Genomic DNA, 15,944 nt, shown 5'->3' on the forward strand with positions numbered 1-15,944 from the left:
TTCGAGAGCACGCCAAAGGTGCCCTTGTGTACGCAACAGGGAGAGATGTGGACATGCCGCGAGATGATCACTACGCGATCGTGCTGACAATTAACCGTTATCCCGGCCTGAGTGACCTCCATGGACCTGAGAACGATGGCGAAGAGTTCCGGCAATGGCTCCTCGATCCGGAGTACGGCGACCTGGACACCCGACGTATCCAAGTCATACGGTCGCAGGATTATGGCGTGGCAGCGACCCCGGACGACGCAAACCCGACCGAGAAGGAGCTCAAGAAGGCGCTTAATCTATGGCTGCGCACCCCGAACGGATGGCATGACCGCATTGGACAGCGCTTGTATCTGTTCTTCGCCGGACACGGGTTCACAGCCGGTTCGGCGATTCACGACCCGGCACTATTCTCGGCCGTCGCGCAAAACGGCGACACGGCGCATATCGCCGTCCTGCGTTATGCGTCGAAAATCGCCAACGCGGGTTTCTTTGATGAAATCATCCTGGTAACGGACTGCTGCCAGGACGTACTCAAGGCGAGCCAGGTGCTCGAGCCGACTTGGACCCCGCCGGACCGGCAACGAACGGCACACGTCCGATTGTTCCAGGCGTATGGAGCGCCGCGGGGACGTCAGTCCTTTGAGCGCAACATTGGCCCGGCCGGGCAGTCTCGCGGCCTGTTCACTAGCGTCCTACTGGACGCGCTGCGCAGCGCACCGCCTGACGCCGACGGATGGGTGACGGATCGCGCCGTCGCGGACTACTTCCAGGTGCTATGGGCCGATCGCTACGAACAGGAAACCGGATACACGCCACCACTGACTCCCGCAACGAAGCGGATTCGAATATATCAGCGCCCGGCGTCGGCGCCAGCTTCCGCGCTCCCACGCCGGGTTGCCGTCGACCTGAGCCGCATCATTGCTAAATTCGCGGCCATCGACCGGCAACCGGATCCTGACATCTCACCTTACCCACCCGCGCCGCCCACCGACATGACGCCAAATGGGCAGCTACGCAGTAGCCAGCTTCGCCAGCTCGAGCATCCCATCGTGGAGCTGACCCCGGGTCTGCATCTCGTCGTTACACCAGGGAATCTACCCGACGTCGCCTTCGAGGTTCCCTACCCGGTGCTGCCAGCTGCAGGCAACACCCCTCCCGTTGCTGCACCTATCGACATGCCCGCTTTGCGAACCGACGAGGTTGCAGCGCAGCCGGTGGTGTTGAGGACGGACAATCCCAACGCGCAGATCACGGTGCTCGATGCTAGCTACGCTCGTGTCAGCATCGGTACGGGAGTGGTCTCGCTGTCCTTAGCTCCGGGACTCTACAAAGCCCTGGTGCACGTCGGGGCCGAATCGGCGCAATCGCTGTTCGTTGTTGCGGATGCGCCCCTCGACCAGCGGTTGCCCGGGCCCGAATTTTCCGCGGCTGCGCCCGTCATCGGCACGTCAACCACGCACCAAAATCAGTCCCTTCATGCCGCTGAATACTCGATGATTCCGACGGAGCCAAGCCGCGATCTCAGCGAAATCGGTGAGGTCTTTGTCTTCGCGCGCGACTCCAGTTTCAGTCCCGACGGCTCTCTAAACCCCGCGCCACCGTGGCGGCAGTGGCACCTCAGTTCCCTTGTAGGGGCAACCTTGGAGGAGCGCCTCATCCACAGTGGTACGGACGACAGGCTCGGCTACGCCTACCTCAAATTAGCAGCAACAGCTGGCAGCCTCGCACTGCGAACGGCCAGCCCTTGGGACGAGTCGAATGAAGACGGACTGGTCGTCCCGGTGATTAAGGGGTGGCGTACCGAGATCTACCTTGACTGTACCTCAGCTCCGCCAACCCCTCCGATGGTGGACACTCAGGGCGCACGAATGCTCGACTTGGCGACTGCCTCCATCCATCTGGTCCGGATGGGAAGTGCGTCACTGCTGTTCGATCCGATCGGGCTTGCGACGGAGGCGGCGCGAGCGCAGCTTACAGTCGGCCGGGAGGTGGCGGTGCCATCAACCGAGCAAGCAATGGCCAGCCCGATGTGGGCCTTGTACGCGGCCCTCGCTGCCTTCCAGCGGGGCGGGCAGCACATCGATACCGTTGGACAATGCGTTGCAGCCGTTCCTAAGGAAATCAGGGAGGGTCTATCCGATTTTGCGGTGCTCGCGCAATGGCTAGGCCTATCGAACGTGGCCCATCCGCTCCGTAACCCACCCGCGCTGGCGGCCTCATGGAGCCTTGCCTCAAAGCTGGAGGCGCGAGGCGGACTGGCCTCCGAACTGTTCGAGGAGATCGGCCAATGGCGGTCCGGTGGGAGTCTATGGACTCTCTGGCAGCGTTCAGTTGATGACCGCTGGTTGTTGCGAAATCGGCTTTCTGACCAGGCTATGGGCACTCTGAAGGGTAATGCACAGGGGATTGACGACGCGGCAACCCCGCAAGTGCTCGCCCCCGCCTGGTCACTGGACACCTGGGTTCCGGTCGAAGACGGCCTGAGGTGTCCTAATCCCACCCATAGCCCCTTCCAGCAAGCACTCCGTCGGCGTCTTCTGGATGCGCTGGCTGAGCGCCACACCGATGCCGACAGCGGCGCCTTCACCACTGTGTCGCTGCCACCCGAGTCCGATGTCTTCGCCTTGGCAGCGGAGCTCATGCTGTCGCCGATATACGCCATGGCCGCCTATAGCAAGCTGTATGCGGAAGCCCGCCGCCAATCCGACCTGGGCCCTCTCATCGAGTGGGTAACGGTGAACGGAGATGAACCCGACCCAGACTCGACAGCCACCAAGTCGAAGCGCAGCACTCACCTGCAATCAATGGACGACTACTGAGAGGCGAATCGTAAGCGCGGCCTTCACGCGAACCCCATCCAAGTATTCTTAGCGGTGTCTAGGCAAAGTTGTCCCAAGTCACTGCCGACCTGCGTTGCCAGCCCGAAGCGGTTATAGGTCAAGAATCTAGATGAGGTGCGACGCCCGGCCTACAGGATGACATCCTCCCGCGTGTTAGGCGGCTCTCAAGTAGCGCCATTTCTTGGTGGTCCTTGTGCCTTCGCTGTGGCAGTTTGCGATTCGGACCTCACACTACTCACATAGAATGCTGAAATGCCGGTAAGCGCCAATCTCGCCTACGACCTTCTCAAGACCGTGAGCAAACTGGAATTCCAGCTCCGACGGCACGGGGACTTCTTCCGGAAAGACCGGACGGGGCAACCGACGTCCGACGTGGCTTGGCGCAAGGTGCAAGAGCGCGTCCGAAAGTTGGGCGACGATTTCGCGTCAGAGGTTCCTGAGTCGGCGCGTGCGCGCCTTCTCTGTCAACGCGATGAGCGCCCCATGAAGCAGATGATTATTGAAGAGAACGGGAACTTGGTGGCCCGCTTTTGCCCCTGCCCATTGGATGCCGAATCGGATGCGGTCGCGCTGGTGGAAGCCATGCGGCAAGTCCGCAACAACCTCTTCCATGGTGGCAAAGAAGATTCGGAAGTGGATCCGTACGAAGAAGACAACGATTGGGTCTACGCCGCGACGCAGGTTGCGATTGCTCTCCAGCATGCGTTGTCTAACGGACGGCTCGACAATCGCGAATGAAACCACCTCACGAAACTCTCGGGACGGCCCTAGGCCGTTGACGAGCGTGCAGCAAGGGGCGACGCGGCGATTGGCATAGCGCTAGCTAAGGCGAGGGGTGCCGACTAAACGCAGCATTGGCCGGGGGCATTCATGGTAGGTCGGTCACATCAGATCCGTAATTCTGAGATCATCTGGGTCCGATCTTCTGAACCAGGCACGCTTGCGCGCCAAAGGCCGATGCTCGAATGATCGCGCACCTCGTCGAACTATCTCTCGCCCAAGGAGCTCAATAGCTGACTGCTTCCATGATCCTCTGGATGTAGTGACTAGTACGACCTTTTTCCCAGGGAACATGTTGCTCCTAACAAACTCCCAAGCCGGCGGCGCTGGGCAACCACGCCAGATGGGTGTTCCCAAATAGATAGCGTCATAGGGAGCTAGATCCATCCACGCGGGATTTATCCACGCGTCATCAAGACCCCCATCAGCCATAGCATTCACCCACCCGGCCAAGCCCAATGAGTAGTCAAATGCTTCGACAGCACGCAGATCGGCGTGTAACTGGTTCGCCAGATAACTAGAGGCTAAGGCGGTGTGCCCAGAGCGAGAGTAGTAGACCACCAGGGCATCGGGTAAAGGAGATCTCGATGGGGCCGGCGCCTTTAGCTTCTGAAGTTTCTCCAGCCTTCGTCGCGCTGCCCACACGACACAGCAATCAATCACCTTGATCCCAGCGGCAAGCGCGACGATGACTACGACGAGCTTGGTGATTAGCATCATTCAGTACTCTCCATCATGCACTCCCGCGTTACTTCTGTAGTCGCTCTGCGAGGTACTGCACTCAAGGACATTGCATGGTCGAACACCCGCGATCGTCGCCACCTACTATAGCGAGCGGCTAATAGTGAAGCTTCCGAACACCGGCGACTGGCGCTGGCCATAGAACTCCCGGGTGCTGTGGTAACGCGCCATTGCGAATCTCCAGCGCCCGCGCATCACCGCGATGCCGTAGCCGCCTTGGGCGACCACGTGGCGCTTGTCCACGCTGTGGCTGTTGCGGAAGGTATTGCCGTCCAGAGTGATGTCGCGGATTACCCATGCCGCGTCGGTGGTCGCAAACAAGTGCCAGGACCAGCCGCTGAGGCGGCCACCACGGGTCGGCGCGGTGTTCTCGCCGGCCGGGCGCAGCGGCGTGCTGCCGAAGTCGTCGGGCAGCTTCCAGCCGAAGCGCACTTCGCCACCGGCGTTGGCCTTGGTTTCCAGGTTGCCGATCGCACCGCCATAGTGACTGATCGCATCCCAGCCCCAGCCGCCGGCATTGACACTGGCATCGGCCGGCCAGCGGCGCATGCGCTCGTGGGTCAGCATGAACACCGGCTCGTTGTGCAGCTGGTTGTCCCAACCCTTGAACTTCTCGTCCCCTAGCGCGTCGTGCACGGCGTTCTGCACCTGCCTGCCCTGGGCCCAGGGCCCGACCACGCCCACGGCCAGCTGGGTGGTCTGCAGGCGGTCGCCGCTGCGTGCGTTGAAGCCGAAGCTGGCCAGCAGCACGCCGGCATACGGCCGGTCATCCTCGATCAGGTCGCGGCGGGTCGGGTCGGTGGGGGTGAAGATGGCCTGGCCGATGCTGAAGATCATGTTCTGCTGCTCGAACCTGCCGGGGTGCAGGCCTTCCAGGTACTGGTTCACCCAGCGCGCCATGCGCGGCAGGCACGGGTCGGCGGTGTAGTCGACCAGGTTCGGCGAGACCAGGGTCAGCTGCGCGCCGTTGGTATAGCCCTGGTCTTGGTGGCGGCCACCGAACAGGTCGTTGTCGACGCGGAAGCTGATCTGCGGCGGGTGATCGCGCATCGCGTCCGGGCCACATTGTTCGGCCGCCTGGGCCACCGGGGCTCGGGCAGCGGCCAGGAACACGAGTGCCGCCATCACAGACAACCGACTAAGCGCCAGTCTTTTCATGGGCTTGCTGCCATTTGACTCAATGTGAGGTTCAATTGAAGATCTAATGCGCTGTCGCAGTAGACCCGGAGGAAGGGGTTTGAGCCATACACCAGGCCATCAGCCGGCCGCACGCCAATTGCTTTCAAAGGCGGCGCATCCCTGCAGCAGTATCTAGCGCTCTTGGGCTCGCCAAGACGTTCGCCTGAGCAAGAGATCGTCCAGGCCCTCCCCTAGTGCCGCAACAGCCGGCGCCCCAGGTACTGACCTAGACTGAAGGGCACGTCACCTCGCTGCGAAGCAACGTCAGCCGCTCAAGATGGACGTTTCAGAATCACAGTCAGTTTGTTGATCTCTGACTGAGAGAATGGCCACCCCGCCAGCAACTCCGCATCATGTGAGGTGGGGCATATGCGCTCAGCGGGCTCGCCAGATGCGTCCAGGAATGACTCCGGTCGCAGCGAGTTTTGTGGAAGGCTCCCAATCGCAGGGCTAGCCTCCGTGCTGAGCACGGAGGCACCACCGCACTAGCTACTTACGCCGACCTATCCACGCCGAAATGGAGCTACGAAGCAATCTAATGGCCCAGACTGCGACAACCGACGCTCCGATGAGGCCTGTGACTGAGTCCAGCCACGTCACGTCCCAGATCATCCCCACGACAAGTGCAGTAATTGCGAGTGCCGTTACAGCGGTGTCCGTAGCGACGTGAAGATAGGCCGCACGAAGATTGGGACTCCTGCGCGCATCGGCCCCCTTCTCGTCAGCATGGCGCTCATGCGGAACGTGGCAGTGATCAACCGCAGCACCTTCGCGATGGTAGGCAGAATGTAGCCACCGCGCTGAGAATATATTTGTAATCAAACCCGCAACGGCGATGGCAAGCGCTTCTGAGTACTGAACAGCCTCTGGCGCATGGAGACGCTCCGTCGATTCATAGGCCATCGAAGCGGCAATCCAAAGCATGATCATCGCGCTTACGCTCGCCGCGATGAGCTCAACCGCTAGCACCCGAGCCGCGCGCTCTGGGCGGCTCTGATTCCGCTCAGCGTACCAAGCGATAGAAAGTGCGAACAGGAGTACCAGCACGTGAGAGCTCATGTGCCAGCCATCTGCGAGAAGAGCCATCGAGTTGAAGGCCCATCCTCCAGCAATTTCGACGGACATCATGACCGCAGTGAGAGTCGCGGCCTTCGTAATTGCCCGTGCGTTGCCGGTGCTCTGTACGCCCTGCAGAGTCCGCTCGTGCATTGCGTTGGGGGGAAGCAAGGACATGGTCGAAGACTCCAGGCTCTGAGCGAAAATGTATACGCCGGTGGCGTACTGTCAGGAAGTACCGCCCCTTGCATGCAAGGGGCGGCATTTACACTGCTTAGGAGAGAACGCCGCTGAGTCGTGCAGCATGCGCGGACAGCGCATCCATGAGCGGCGGGTTCAACACGTCGTACGGCTCCAGGGACAGAGCCTTCAGGCGGCTACGGACGCCGTCCATCTGTTCCGGCCTTGCGCCGCCGCCTTCGATGATCGAAGACACGAATGCGGCGAAGCGCGGTTCTTCCCAGCCCTTCTGTTCGGACAGTTCAACGTGAATGAAGTCCAGGCCGTAGAAGGCATGGGACTTGTTCTCGATGCGGCCAAACATGTGGACACCGCAGTCCTTGCACGCGTGGCGCTGGATGGTCGCAGCCGGATCGACAATCGCCAGCTTGTCGGCATTCGCCGTGATCGAAACGGTATCGCGGGGAACGACACCGACCACGGAGAAGATGGCGCCTTCCGGCTTCCAGCACTTGGTGCAACCACAGGCATGGTTGTGGGCCACATTGCTTGCGACGGAGATCTCAACCGGCTTGTCAGAGCACAGGCACTTCAGCGTGCCGCCCTTGAAGCCGGCGGTTCCGGCAACGACGCCGGAATCGACCGAGGGATGGATAGTTTGGTGTTGCATGGACTTAAACTCCTATTGTTGGAAGTGCAGCACCGGTTGCCCGGTGCTGCGGTGCATCAGTAGTTGATGACAGTACGAATGGACTTGCCTTCGTGCATGAGTTCGAAGGCTTCGTTGATTGCTTCCAGGCCCATCGTATGGGTCACGAACGGAGCCAGATCGATCTCACCCCGCATGGCGTCTTCGACCATGCCAGGCAGCTGGCTACGGCCCTTCACACCACCGAAGGCGCTGCCAATCCAGCGACGACCGGTCACGAGCTGGAACGGACGGGTGGAGATCTCCTGACCAGCACCGGCCACACCGATGACAACGCTCTGGCCCCAGCCGCGGTGTGCACACTCCAGCGCCGAACGCATCACATTGACGTTGCCGATGCACTCGAAGCTGTGATCGACGCCCCAGCCGGTCATCTCAACGATGACTTCTTGAACCGGACGGTCGTAATCCTTCGGGTTCACGAATTCGGTTGCGCCGAACTGCTTGGCCAACTCGAACTTGGACGGGTTGGTGTCCACTGCGATGATGCGACCAGCCTTCGCCTGACGAGCACCCTGGATCACCGCCAGGCCGATGCCACCGAGGCCGAACACGGCCACGCTGTCACCTTCCTGCACCTTGGCCGTGTTGTGCACCGCACCAATGCCAGTGGTGACACCGCAACCGAGCAGGCAGACGTGCTCCGGATTCGCTTCCGGATTGATCTTGGCCAGAGAGACTTCGGCCACGACGGTGTACTCGCTGAAGGTCGAGCAGCCCATGTAGTGATACAGCGGCTGGCCGTTGTAGCTGAAGCGGCTGGTGCCATCAGGCATCACACCCTTACCCTGGGTGGCGCGTACGGCAACGCACAGGTTGGTCTTGCCGCTCTTGCAGAACAGACACTCACCGCATTCTGCGGTGTACAGCGGGATGACGTGATCGCCGGGCTTCACACTGGTCACGCCCTCGCCCACTTCGACAACGATGCCGGCGCCTTCATGGCCCAGCACCACCGGGAACAGGCCTTCAGGGTCATTGCCCGACAGGGTGAATGCGTCGGTATGGCAGACACCAGTGCTGGTGATCTTCACCAGTACTTCGCCCTTCTTCGGCGGAGCAACATCGATTTCGACGATCTCGAGCGGTTGACCGGGACCGAATGCAACGGCTGCACGGGATTTCATGTGAGTTCTCCTTGGGTGTAACGAGATAAGTGCGACAACGGTCTTTGGGGCGAGCTTGATCAGTGGTACATCGGGCGCGCCGCCCCTGGCGCCGGCTCTAGAACGCGTTTCAATCAGGTCGAATGCGCCTACAGCATTCTAGTTGGCGAGCTGTTGGGACCAAGTATTGGACTTCGATGGATTGCTGTATATGGAACAGATTGGATTTCATAATTCCTTGCGTTGGAATTGTTGACTCGCAGCTCCGCCCCTCAGCTCGCCCGCATCAATGCAACTTGAGGCGAGGCTCCGTACTCCGTCCCAATGCGTCTGCCAGCATGCGCGCAACCACCCGGCGTGTACCGAACAGGCTCCTCTGGTGCATGCGATACAGTGAGATGTAGAACATCCTGGCCAGCCAGCCCTCGACCTTGAATGACCCCATGAGGTTACCCATCAGCGTGCCAACGGCGCCCTCCCTCGACAGGGACACCAGCGATCCATAGTCTCGATAGGTGAAGCTGGGCAGCGGGCGTCCCTCGATACGGCGGGTAATCGCCTGCGCAAGGAAGTGAGCCTGCTGATGAGCGGCCTGTGCCCTGGGGGGAACGTTTGTACCGCTGTGTCCATTCGGGCAGGCTGCACAATCCCCGAATGCGAAGATGTTCGGATCCTGCGTTGTCTGCAGCGTTTCAGATACCTCGAGCTGGTTGATGCGATTGGTCTTTAGGTTCCCGAGGGATGCAAGGAAGACGGGAGCACGGATGCCCGCCGCCCATACCTTCAGCCTCGCAGCAACCTTGATGCCATTGGCGAGTTGCAGGCCCTCTTCATCCACTAGGGTCACAGCCGAGCCACACATGACACGAACGCCTTCATGTACAAGTCGCTCGGCGACCGGCAGGCTCACGCGCTCTGGCAGAGCTGGCAGCACTCGCGGACCAGCCTCGATAAGCGTGATTTTCAGATTCTCGGGAGAGATCTTGTCCAGCCCATAAGCGCTAAATTGCCTTGCAGCATCACGCAGCTCGGCCGCCAGCTCGACACCGGTGGCGCCGGCGCCGACGATCGCAACCTCCAGTGTTTCTGACTTGCCGCGCGCTTGCGCGCCCATGTACTCGCTCAGCAGCCGCTTCTGGAAAGCAATGGCGGCATCGGGATCGTCCAGGAACAGGCAATGATCCGCTGCACCGGGAGTTCCAAAGTCGTTCGTTCCGCTACCCACGCTGATCACCAGGGTGTCGTAGGAGATCGAGCGACGGGGCGCAATAACGTTGCCCTCCTCATCGTACAGTGGGGCAAGCTCGATCTTTCTGGACTTCTGATCCAAACCCGTCATCCGCCCCAACTGAAACTGGAAGTGATTCCAGCTAGCCTGGGCGAGATAGTTGAGCTCACTTTCTGCGGCATCCAACGCGCCTGAGGCAACCTCGTGAAGAAGTGGCTTCCACAGATGCGTCATCCGAGCATCGACAAGAGTGACTTTTGCTCGCCCTGAGCGCCCGAGCTTCCGGCCCAGCTGCGTAGCCAGCTCCAGCCCTCCGGCCCCACCACCAACAATGACAATACGATGCATTTTGATTCCCCAGGTATTTGAGTTGCCAGCGACGCCCACGAGCACTTCATGGCCCAGGCATCTAGACGTTGGTTAGTTCAGGACCTCAACGGAATGGAAGCGGAGCTGACCATCCCAATCCTTGTCGACGGCTACCTGCGCTCGTGCACGGCTTGCTTCGAGCGCTGCGAAGTCAATGTCAGCAATCGCCCACTCCTGATCGTCGGAGGTCGCTGCGAGCACGCCGTCACTGGGGAAGCCATGGTCCATCGGTGAGAGGATCATTGCCTCACCGGTGTTGACATCAAGCGCTTCACTCCAGTCGGCGACGCCAGCGGTGACCGCCTTTGCCACGAACATCCGATTCTCAAGCGCTCGCGCTCGGCACCCAACATCGACACGGGTGGCACCGGCGTCGGTGTCGGTGCAACTTGGCACCAACAGCAAGCGCACCCCTGCCTCCTGCTGGAGGCGAACAGGAAGCGGAAATTCGCTGTCATAGCAAACCGCAATCCCGACACGCTTTCCGTCCTGCTCAAACGCCGCGATGCGATCGCCAGGCTCGATGACAACTGCCTGCTTCTCGAAGCCAGTAAGCTGAAGCTTGTCCTGCCATCCGCTGCGACCATCAGCTGTGAACCACCAGGCACGGTTGCGATACATCCCATGGGATGTTGCGGTGAGGAACGTTCCTGCCTGGATGGTCATTCCCAGTTCGACAGCCAAGGTGCTATAGAGCTCACACCATGCGCTCTGATAGATCTGGAGCGACTCCAGGGTGGACCTCAGGCTAAGCTGAAGAGCTTCTGGAAGAGTCGAACCCAGTTCCAGCGACAGGTATTCCGGAAGTACTGCAAGCTCAACTCCTTGTTCCCGTGCGTCATTCAGAATTCGGCGCTGGCGCGCAGCGAACTCGGCAAAGGTCTTCGGACGACCGATCACGTACTTAGCTGCTGCAATCTTCATGTAACGTCCTCCAAGGAACGGAGCCAAAGTGAAAGTGTCTGCTCGGTTTCGTGCGTGGCCCCATGCTGCCGCCAAGGAAGAGCGACCTTCATCGCGCTCTGTTGTGCATACCCACGGCGAGTCCAGAAGCCTTCATTGCTTCGATATCCAGGTGGCCTAAGCGGATCAGTCTCCGACCGAACCACCGACGCGAAAGAAGACCACTTGAAGCCCTTTCGTCGGGCTTGCTCCTCTCTTCGATCAAAGAAGACGTGGCCCAAGCCAGCTCCTCTGTACTCCGGCCTCAGTACGGACTCCCCGCAGTAGAAGACTTCTTCTGGCCGGGGACCGTGCTCCTGGAAGGGACGAATGAAAGCGGCATCGGCGCTCAACAAAGGAAGGCCAGTCGATGCACCTACAACGTCCCTTCCATCCCTGGCCAGGACAACGATGCCCCCGTCAGACGTCGCATAATTGCGGAGGTAGTGACGCTCATAGTCCATGTCTCCTTCGTACAGGTAGGGATAGCTACTGAATATCTCGATCCGCAACTGAGCGACGCGATCGAGCCAGTCCTCGATTTCGGTGCCGACCAGTACCTCTACTCGCACGTTGGTAGCCATTTCAGGGCGCCTTGTGGACCTGGGAAATCCAGTCCTCCAGGTTGTAGTAGTTGGTGACGCGCGCAATCTTTCCATCACGGATGTCAAAGAACGCGCCACCGGGAAGAACATAGATCTGCCCTGCCGCTGCAGGGAGACCTTCGTCCGTGTGGTGGTAGAGTCCGTGCACCACGTACTCCGCGCCGGCACGCGCACCATCGCTGCTGTACATCACCACGATGTCGTGAAGCTGCTCGCTGTAGCAGGAATCCATGCGGCTCAGGAACGCGCGGAATGCGTCGATCCCTACTTCGCGACTCCCCTGATTTAGATCGTGCACAACGTCATCAGTGAGCATCGAGAGCATCGCGTCGCGATCACCGCGGTTGAATGCCTGGTAGTACTCTTCGATGTAGTTGAACTTGCTCATCAGGTTCTCCGGTCAGGTGAGGGTGTGGAGGAATTCTGGAGACCTGAAGAATTGTTGTATATGGAATTGATAGGATTTCATAATTCCCTGAAATGGAATAATATGAGCCCAACGACCATGGGGGCCTTGAGATGAACAGCGAGCTGGATCTTCTAAAGACGTTTAGGGCCGCGGCTGAGGCGCCGAGCTTTCGTGAGGCCGCTGTTCGACTGGGAAGCTCTCCTCAGGCCATCACCCGAGCGATACAGGCCCTTGAAAGTCATTACGGGGAGCTGTTGTTCCACCGAAGCACACGCCAGGTTCGCATCACGGCCTTTGGGGAGGATCTCTTACATCAGCTGCGGCCGGCGCTTGAGGGCTTAGACAAGCTGTGGCGCCCGCGAACCAAGGCGACGGCCTCACAGATTGTGGGCACAGTCCGAATTAGTGCCCCTCACAGCATGGGCTCCAGGGCAGTTCTTGCCGCCTTGGATACAGTGACCCAAAGTCACCCGGGAATTGTCTTGGACGTTCGCTTAAGCGATCGGGTTGCAGACGCTGTCGATGAAGGGATCGATGTCGGAATCCGCGTCGGCTTCATGCGTGATAGCAGATTCATTGCGAAGAAGGCAGGAGAGATGCGACTGCACATCGTTGGCTCCCCCGCACTTGTAGAGAGAATCGGAGCACCAGCGGAGACTAGCGAGCTCTCGCGGTTTCCACTGGTTGCATCGGTGGACATCAATACAGGCAGGCCCTGGCCCTGGTACCTGGCTGGAGGCGTACAGGTGGCGCCGACAGCACCGGTCTTCATTGCAGACAATGCCGACATGGAGATGGCAGGGGTCATTGCGGGCTTGGGGTTTGCCCAACTTGCTGATTACATGGCTGCCCCACTCATTCAGTCAGGTGTTCTGCAGCGTGTGATGGAAGAATTCGATCCTGCGCCGTGGGGCTTGTACGTCTATCGGCCTCAACGCGGCCCAGTCTCACCTCGCGTCAGAGTAGTTTTCGATGCACTCCATTCCGCCGTCGGAGCACTACCAAGCCTTACGCAGATGGCGCCCTCCCCCACCTCGGCCCTAACGCCATCCAAAGCAGGGAAGCGCTAATGCCGAGTCGCTTGGCCGCTCTCTGATACGGGATCTGGCCGCCATGAGCGCCAGGGACGCTCATGGTGGCCAAAAGAGCGTCGGGTCAACCCGCGCGGGCGAGTTCCTCAGCCAAGAAGGGGGCGGTACGGCTTCTCTTCACGCGAGCGACCTGTTTTGGAGTTCCTGCCGCCACGATCTGCCCGCCCGCATCACCGGCACCTGGACCCACGTCGATTACCCAATCCGCCTGAGCAACGGCACGCATGTCGTGCTCAATCATGACCACCGTATTGCCGGCATCAACGAGCCGCTGGAGCTGCACAAGCAGCCTATCCGCGTCCGAGGCATGGAGGCCCGTAGTGGGTTCATCCAGGACATACAGTGTCCGCCCGCGCTGGCTTCGTTGAAGCTCTGTGGCCAGCTTGATGCGCTGCGCTTCACCACCCGATAGCTCGGTAGCCGGCTGGCCCAGTCGAAGGTATCCAAGGCCAATCTCCTTCAGCAACTGAAGTGGGCGAGCGATCGCGTCCTCATCGCCAAAGAATTCACGTGCATCCTCGACAGTCATCCGCAGAACGTCTGCAATGTTCTTACCGTTCCAAAGCACCTTCAGCGTAGCTTCGTTGTATCGCGCACCGTGGCACGTTGGGCACGGTGCATAGACGCTAGGCATAAACAGCAGCTCGACGCTCACGAACCCCTCCCCTTCGCACGTCTCACAACGTCCCTTGGCCACGTTGAAGGAGAATCGACCTGCGTCGTAACGTCGACGCCGCGCATCTGGTGTTGCGGCAAACAGCTTTCGAACATGATCGAAAAGGCCGGTGTAAGTCGCGAGATTCGATCGCGGCGTCCGTCCGATTGGCTTCTGATCAACCTGGACGAGACGCTGAATAGCATCGACATCTCCGCCGAGGTGTCCCCCTGTCGTCTCGATGACGGTTGGCCCGTCTGCTGCCCCCGTTTCCACCGCGTCGTCTTCAGGCTCGTGTCCAAGTTGAAGCATCATCAGCTCCGGCAACGCTTGGGCGACGAGGCTGGACTTGCCCGATCCCGAAATCCCGGTCACCGCGGTGAGGATGCCCAGAGGTATCTTCGCATCAATGCGCTTCAGGTTGTGACGCTGGATGCCCTGAAGTTCCAGCCAACCACTCGCTTGACGCTCTTGGCCACTAGGGGGCGGGACCTTGTCAAAGAGGTACAACGCGGTACGTGACTCGTCGATGTCACGAAGACCATCCGGCTCTCCGCTGTAGAGCACTTTGCCGCCCCGCTCTCCCGCCTCAGGCCCAACATCCACCAACCACTGGGCACGGCGCATCAGCTCCAGATCGTGCTCCACAACAAATACGGAATTACCACCGTCGCGGAGGCGGTCCAAGGCGTCATAGAGAGCCTGGCTGTCGGAGGGATGAAGACCTGCCGACGGCTCGTCCAACACGTACACCACGCCAAAGAGCAGCGAGCTCAACTGCGTGGCGAGTCTCAATCGCTGCAGCTCGCCAGCGGACAATGTCGGCGTAGCGCGATCCAAAGTTAGATAGCCAAGCCCAAGGCCACGCAACTGACTGATTCGGCTCATCACTCCACTAGCGAGGCGCTGCGCGGCCAGGCGCTTCTCCTCCGACAGCGCTGAGGTCCGGCGGACGTCAGGAGACACCGCGTGGACCGCCCGCCCACTGGCCGCCCTATCGGCGCGATCACGACGGGTGGCTTCCTTGTTCGCCTTGCCCCCGCCAGCATGAGCACTGAAGTCTCCTTGAGAAATGGGCTCGAGCAGGGAAGCCAGTTGGTCAAGAGGCATCTGCATGAATTGACCAATGTCCACACCCGCAAATGTCACTGACAGCGACTCTGCCTTAAGGCGCTTGCCATGGCAGGTGGGACAAAGCTTACCCTCCATGTATCGCGATACGCGGCGCCTCATCAGGGCACTTTGCGTGTTAGCAAACGTGTGCAGGACATACCTACGGGCGCCAGTGAAGGTTCCCATGTAGCTCGGCTCAGTTTTACGCTTCAGGGCCGCACGCGTCTCCGCCGGCGTGAACCCAGCATAGACCGGCACAGTGGGCGACTCCTCGGTAAACAGAATCCAATCGCGGTCTTTCTTGGGAAGGTCCTTCCAAGGCCTATCAATGTCGTAGCCCAGCGTCACCAGAATGTCGCGAAGGTTCTGCCCGTGCCATGCAGGTGGCCACGAAGCAATGGCACGCTCACGGATGCTCAGCTTTGGATCCGGCACCATGAGGGCCTCTGTCACCTCGTACACATGGCCAAGGCCATGGCAGGTCGCGCATGCGCCCTGGGGAGTATTGGGTGAGAAGTCCTCGGCATAAAGCATAGGCTGATCAGCCGGATATGCTCCCGCGCGGGAATACATCATACGAATGAGGCTGGATAGCGTGGTGACGCTACCCACCGAAGATCGCGCATTGCTGGCACCACGCTGCTGCTGCAGCGCTACTGCCGGCGGGAGTCCATCGATGGAGTCAACATCAGGGACGCCTGCCTGATCGATTAGGCGTCGAGCATAGGGAGCAACGGACTCAAAGTACCTCCTTTGAGCTTCCGCATAGATTGTCCCGAATGCAAGAGATGACTTCCCGGAACCGGATACACCGGAAAAGACGACCAGTGCGTTGCGAGGAATTGAGACATCAACGTCTCTAAGGTTGTTCTCACGCGCACCGCGCACCTCTACAAGGCCGCTTGCTGCGACACTGCAGGAAGCTTCACCGAATGTGGCGTTTGGCATGT

General features: G+C 60.1%; 13 protein-coding genes. 3 read left to right on the forward strand and 10 right to left on the reverse strand.

The features are described from left to right. Positions 1 to 53 precede the first annotated feature (53 nt). Together AASM09_RS11515 and AASM09_RS11520 are read left to right on the forward strand one after the other, a co-directional pair. Positions 54 to 2,810: a caspase family protein gene (locus AASM09_RS11515; RefSeq protein ID WP_017354471.1), complete on the forward strand. Its 2,757-nt coding sequence runs from the start codon at positions 54 to 56 to the stop codon at positions 2,808 to 2,810. A gap of 273 nt (positions 2,811 to 3,083) precedes the next feature. Next, complete coding sequence (locus AASM09_RS11520) at positions 3,084 to 3,569, forward strand: hypothetical protein (protein WP_017354472.1); 486 nt, start codon at positions 3,084 to 3,086, stop codon at positions 3,567 to 3,569. A 144-nt stretch (positions 3,570 to 3,713) separates the two neighbouring features. Here the strand turns inward: AASM09_RS11520 and AASM09_RS22210 are convergent, their stop codons facing one another. From AASM09_RS22210 to AASM09_RS11560, 9 genes are all read right to left on the reverse strand, one after another. After that, on the reverse strand, positions 3,714 to 4,331 hold the full coding sequence (locus AASM09_RS22210; RefSeq protein ID WP_080355009.1) for a flavodoxin family protein: 618 nt from the start codon (positions 4,329 to 4,331) through the stop codon (positions 3,714 to 3,716). A 105-nt stretch (positions 4,332 to 4,436) separates the two neighbouring features. Further along, positions 4,437 to 5,477 (reverse strand): lipid A deacylase LpxR family protein, encoded by a 1,041-nt coding sequence (locus AASM09_RS11525; protein WP_017354473.1) that lies wholly within the window; start codon positions 5,475 to 5,477, stop codon positions 4,437 to 4,439. A gap of 543 nt (positions 5,478 to 6,020) precedes the next feature. Then, positions 6,021 to 6,764, reverse strand: a complete 744-nt coding sequence (locus AASM09_RS11530; protein ID WP_049400906.1) for a cation diffusion facilitator family transporter — start codon at positions 6,762 to 6,764, stop codon at positions 6,021 to 6,023. Positions 6,765 to 6,861: 97 nt separating this feature from the next. After that, a complete protein-coding gene (gene gfa, locus AASM09_RS11535) occupies positions 6,862 to 7,437 on the reverse strand; it encodes an S-(hydroxymethyl)glutathione synthase (protein WP_005413334.1) in 576 nt (191 codons plus the stop codon). 56 nt (positions 7,438 to 7,493) lie between these two features. Further along, positions 7,494 to 8,603: an S-(hydroxymethyl)glutathione dehydrogenase/class III alcohol dehydrogenase gene (locus AASM09_RS11540; protein WP_005413335.1), complete on the reverse strand. Its 1,110-nt coding sequence runs from the start codon at positions 8,601 to 8,603 to the stop codon at positions 7,494 to 7,496. A gap of 265 nt (positions 8,604 to 8,868) precedes the next feature. Next, on the reverse strand, positions 8,869 to 10,158 hold the full coding sequence (locus AASM09_RS11545; protein ID WP_037590709.1) for an NAD(P)/FAD-dependent oxidoreductase: 1,290 nt from the start codon (positions 10,156 to 10,158) through the stop codon (positions 8,869 to 8,871). 72 nt (positions 10,159 to 10,230) lie between these two features. Beyond that, positions 10,231 to 11,103 (reverse strand): carbon-nitrogen hydrolase family protein, encoded by an 873-nt coding sequence (locus AASM09_RS11550; RefSeq protein ID WP_017354476.1) that lies wholly within the window; start codon positions 11,101 to 11,103, stop codon positions 10,231 to 10,233. Next, positions 11,100 to 11,705 carry a GNAT family N-acetyltransferase gene (locus AASM09_RS11555; RefSeq protein WP_017354477.1) on the reverse strand — a complete coding sequence of 202 codons (606 nt, stop codon included), beginning with the start codon at positions 11,703 to 11,705 and terminating at the stop codon, positions 11,100 to 11,102. The genes AASM09_RS11550 and AASM09_RS11555 overlap by 4 nt, the downstream gene beginning before the upstream one ends. A gap of 1 nt (position 11,706) precedes the next feature. Next, positions 11,707 to 12,114 (reverse strand): ketosteroid isomerase-related protein, encoded by a 408-nt coding sequence (locus tag AASM09_RS11560; protein WP_017354478.1) that lies wholly within the window; start codon positions 12,112 to 12,114, stop codon positions 11,707 to 11,709. A gap of 131 nt (positions 12,115 to 12,245) precedes the next feature. Between AASM09_RS11560 and AASM09_RS11565 the strand changes: the two genes are divergently transcribed. Next, a complete protein-coding gene (locus AASM09_RS11565; protein WP_017354479.1) occupies positions 12,246 to 13,205 on the forward strand; it encodes a LysR family transcriptional regulator in 960 nt (319 codons plus the stop codon). 85 nt (positions 13,206 to 13,290) lie between these two features. Here AASM09_RS11565 and AASM09_RS11570 read toward each other — a convergent pair whose 3' ends face one another. Next, positions 13,291 to 15,942, reverse strand: coding sequence for an excinuclease ABC subunit UvrA (locus tag AASM09_RS11570; protein ID WP_026070507.1), 2,652 nt, complete (start codon positions 15,940 to 15,942; stop codon positions 13,291 to 13,293). Positions 15,943 to 15,944: the final 2 nt, after the last annotated feature.

The organism is Stenotrophomonas maltophilia, assembly GCF_039555535.1.
In the GTDB taxonomy this organism is placed as follows: Bacteria; Pseudomonadota; Gammaproteobacteria; order Xanthomonadales; family Xanthomonadaceae; genus Stenotrophomonas; species Stenotrophomonas maltophilia_Q.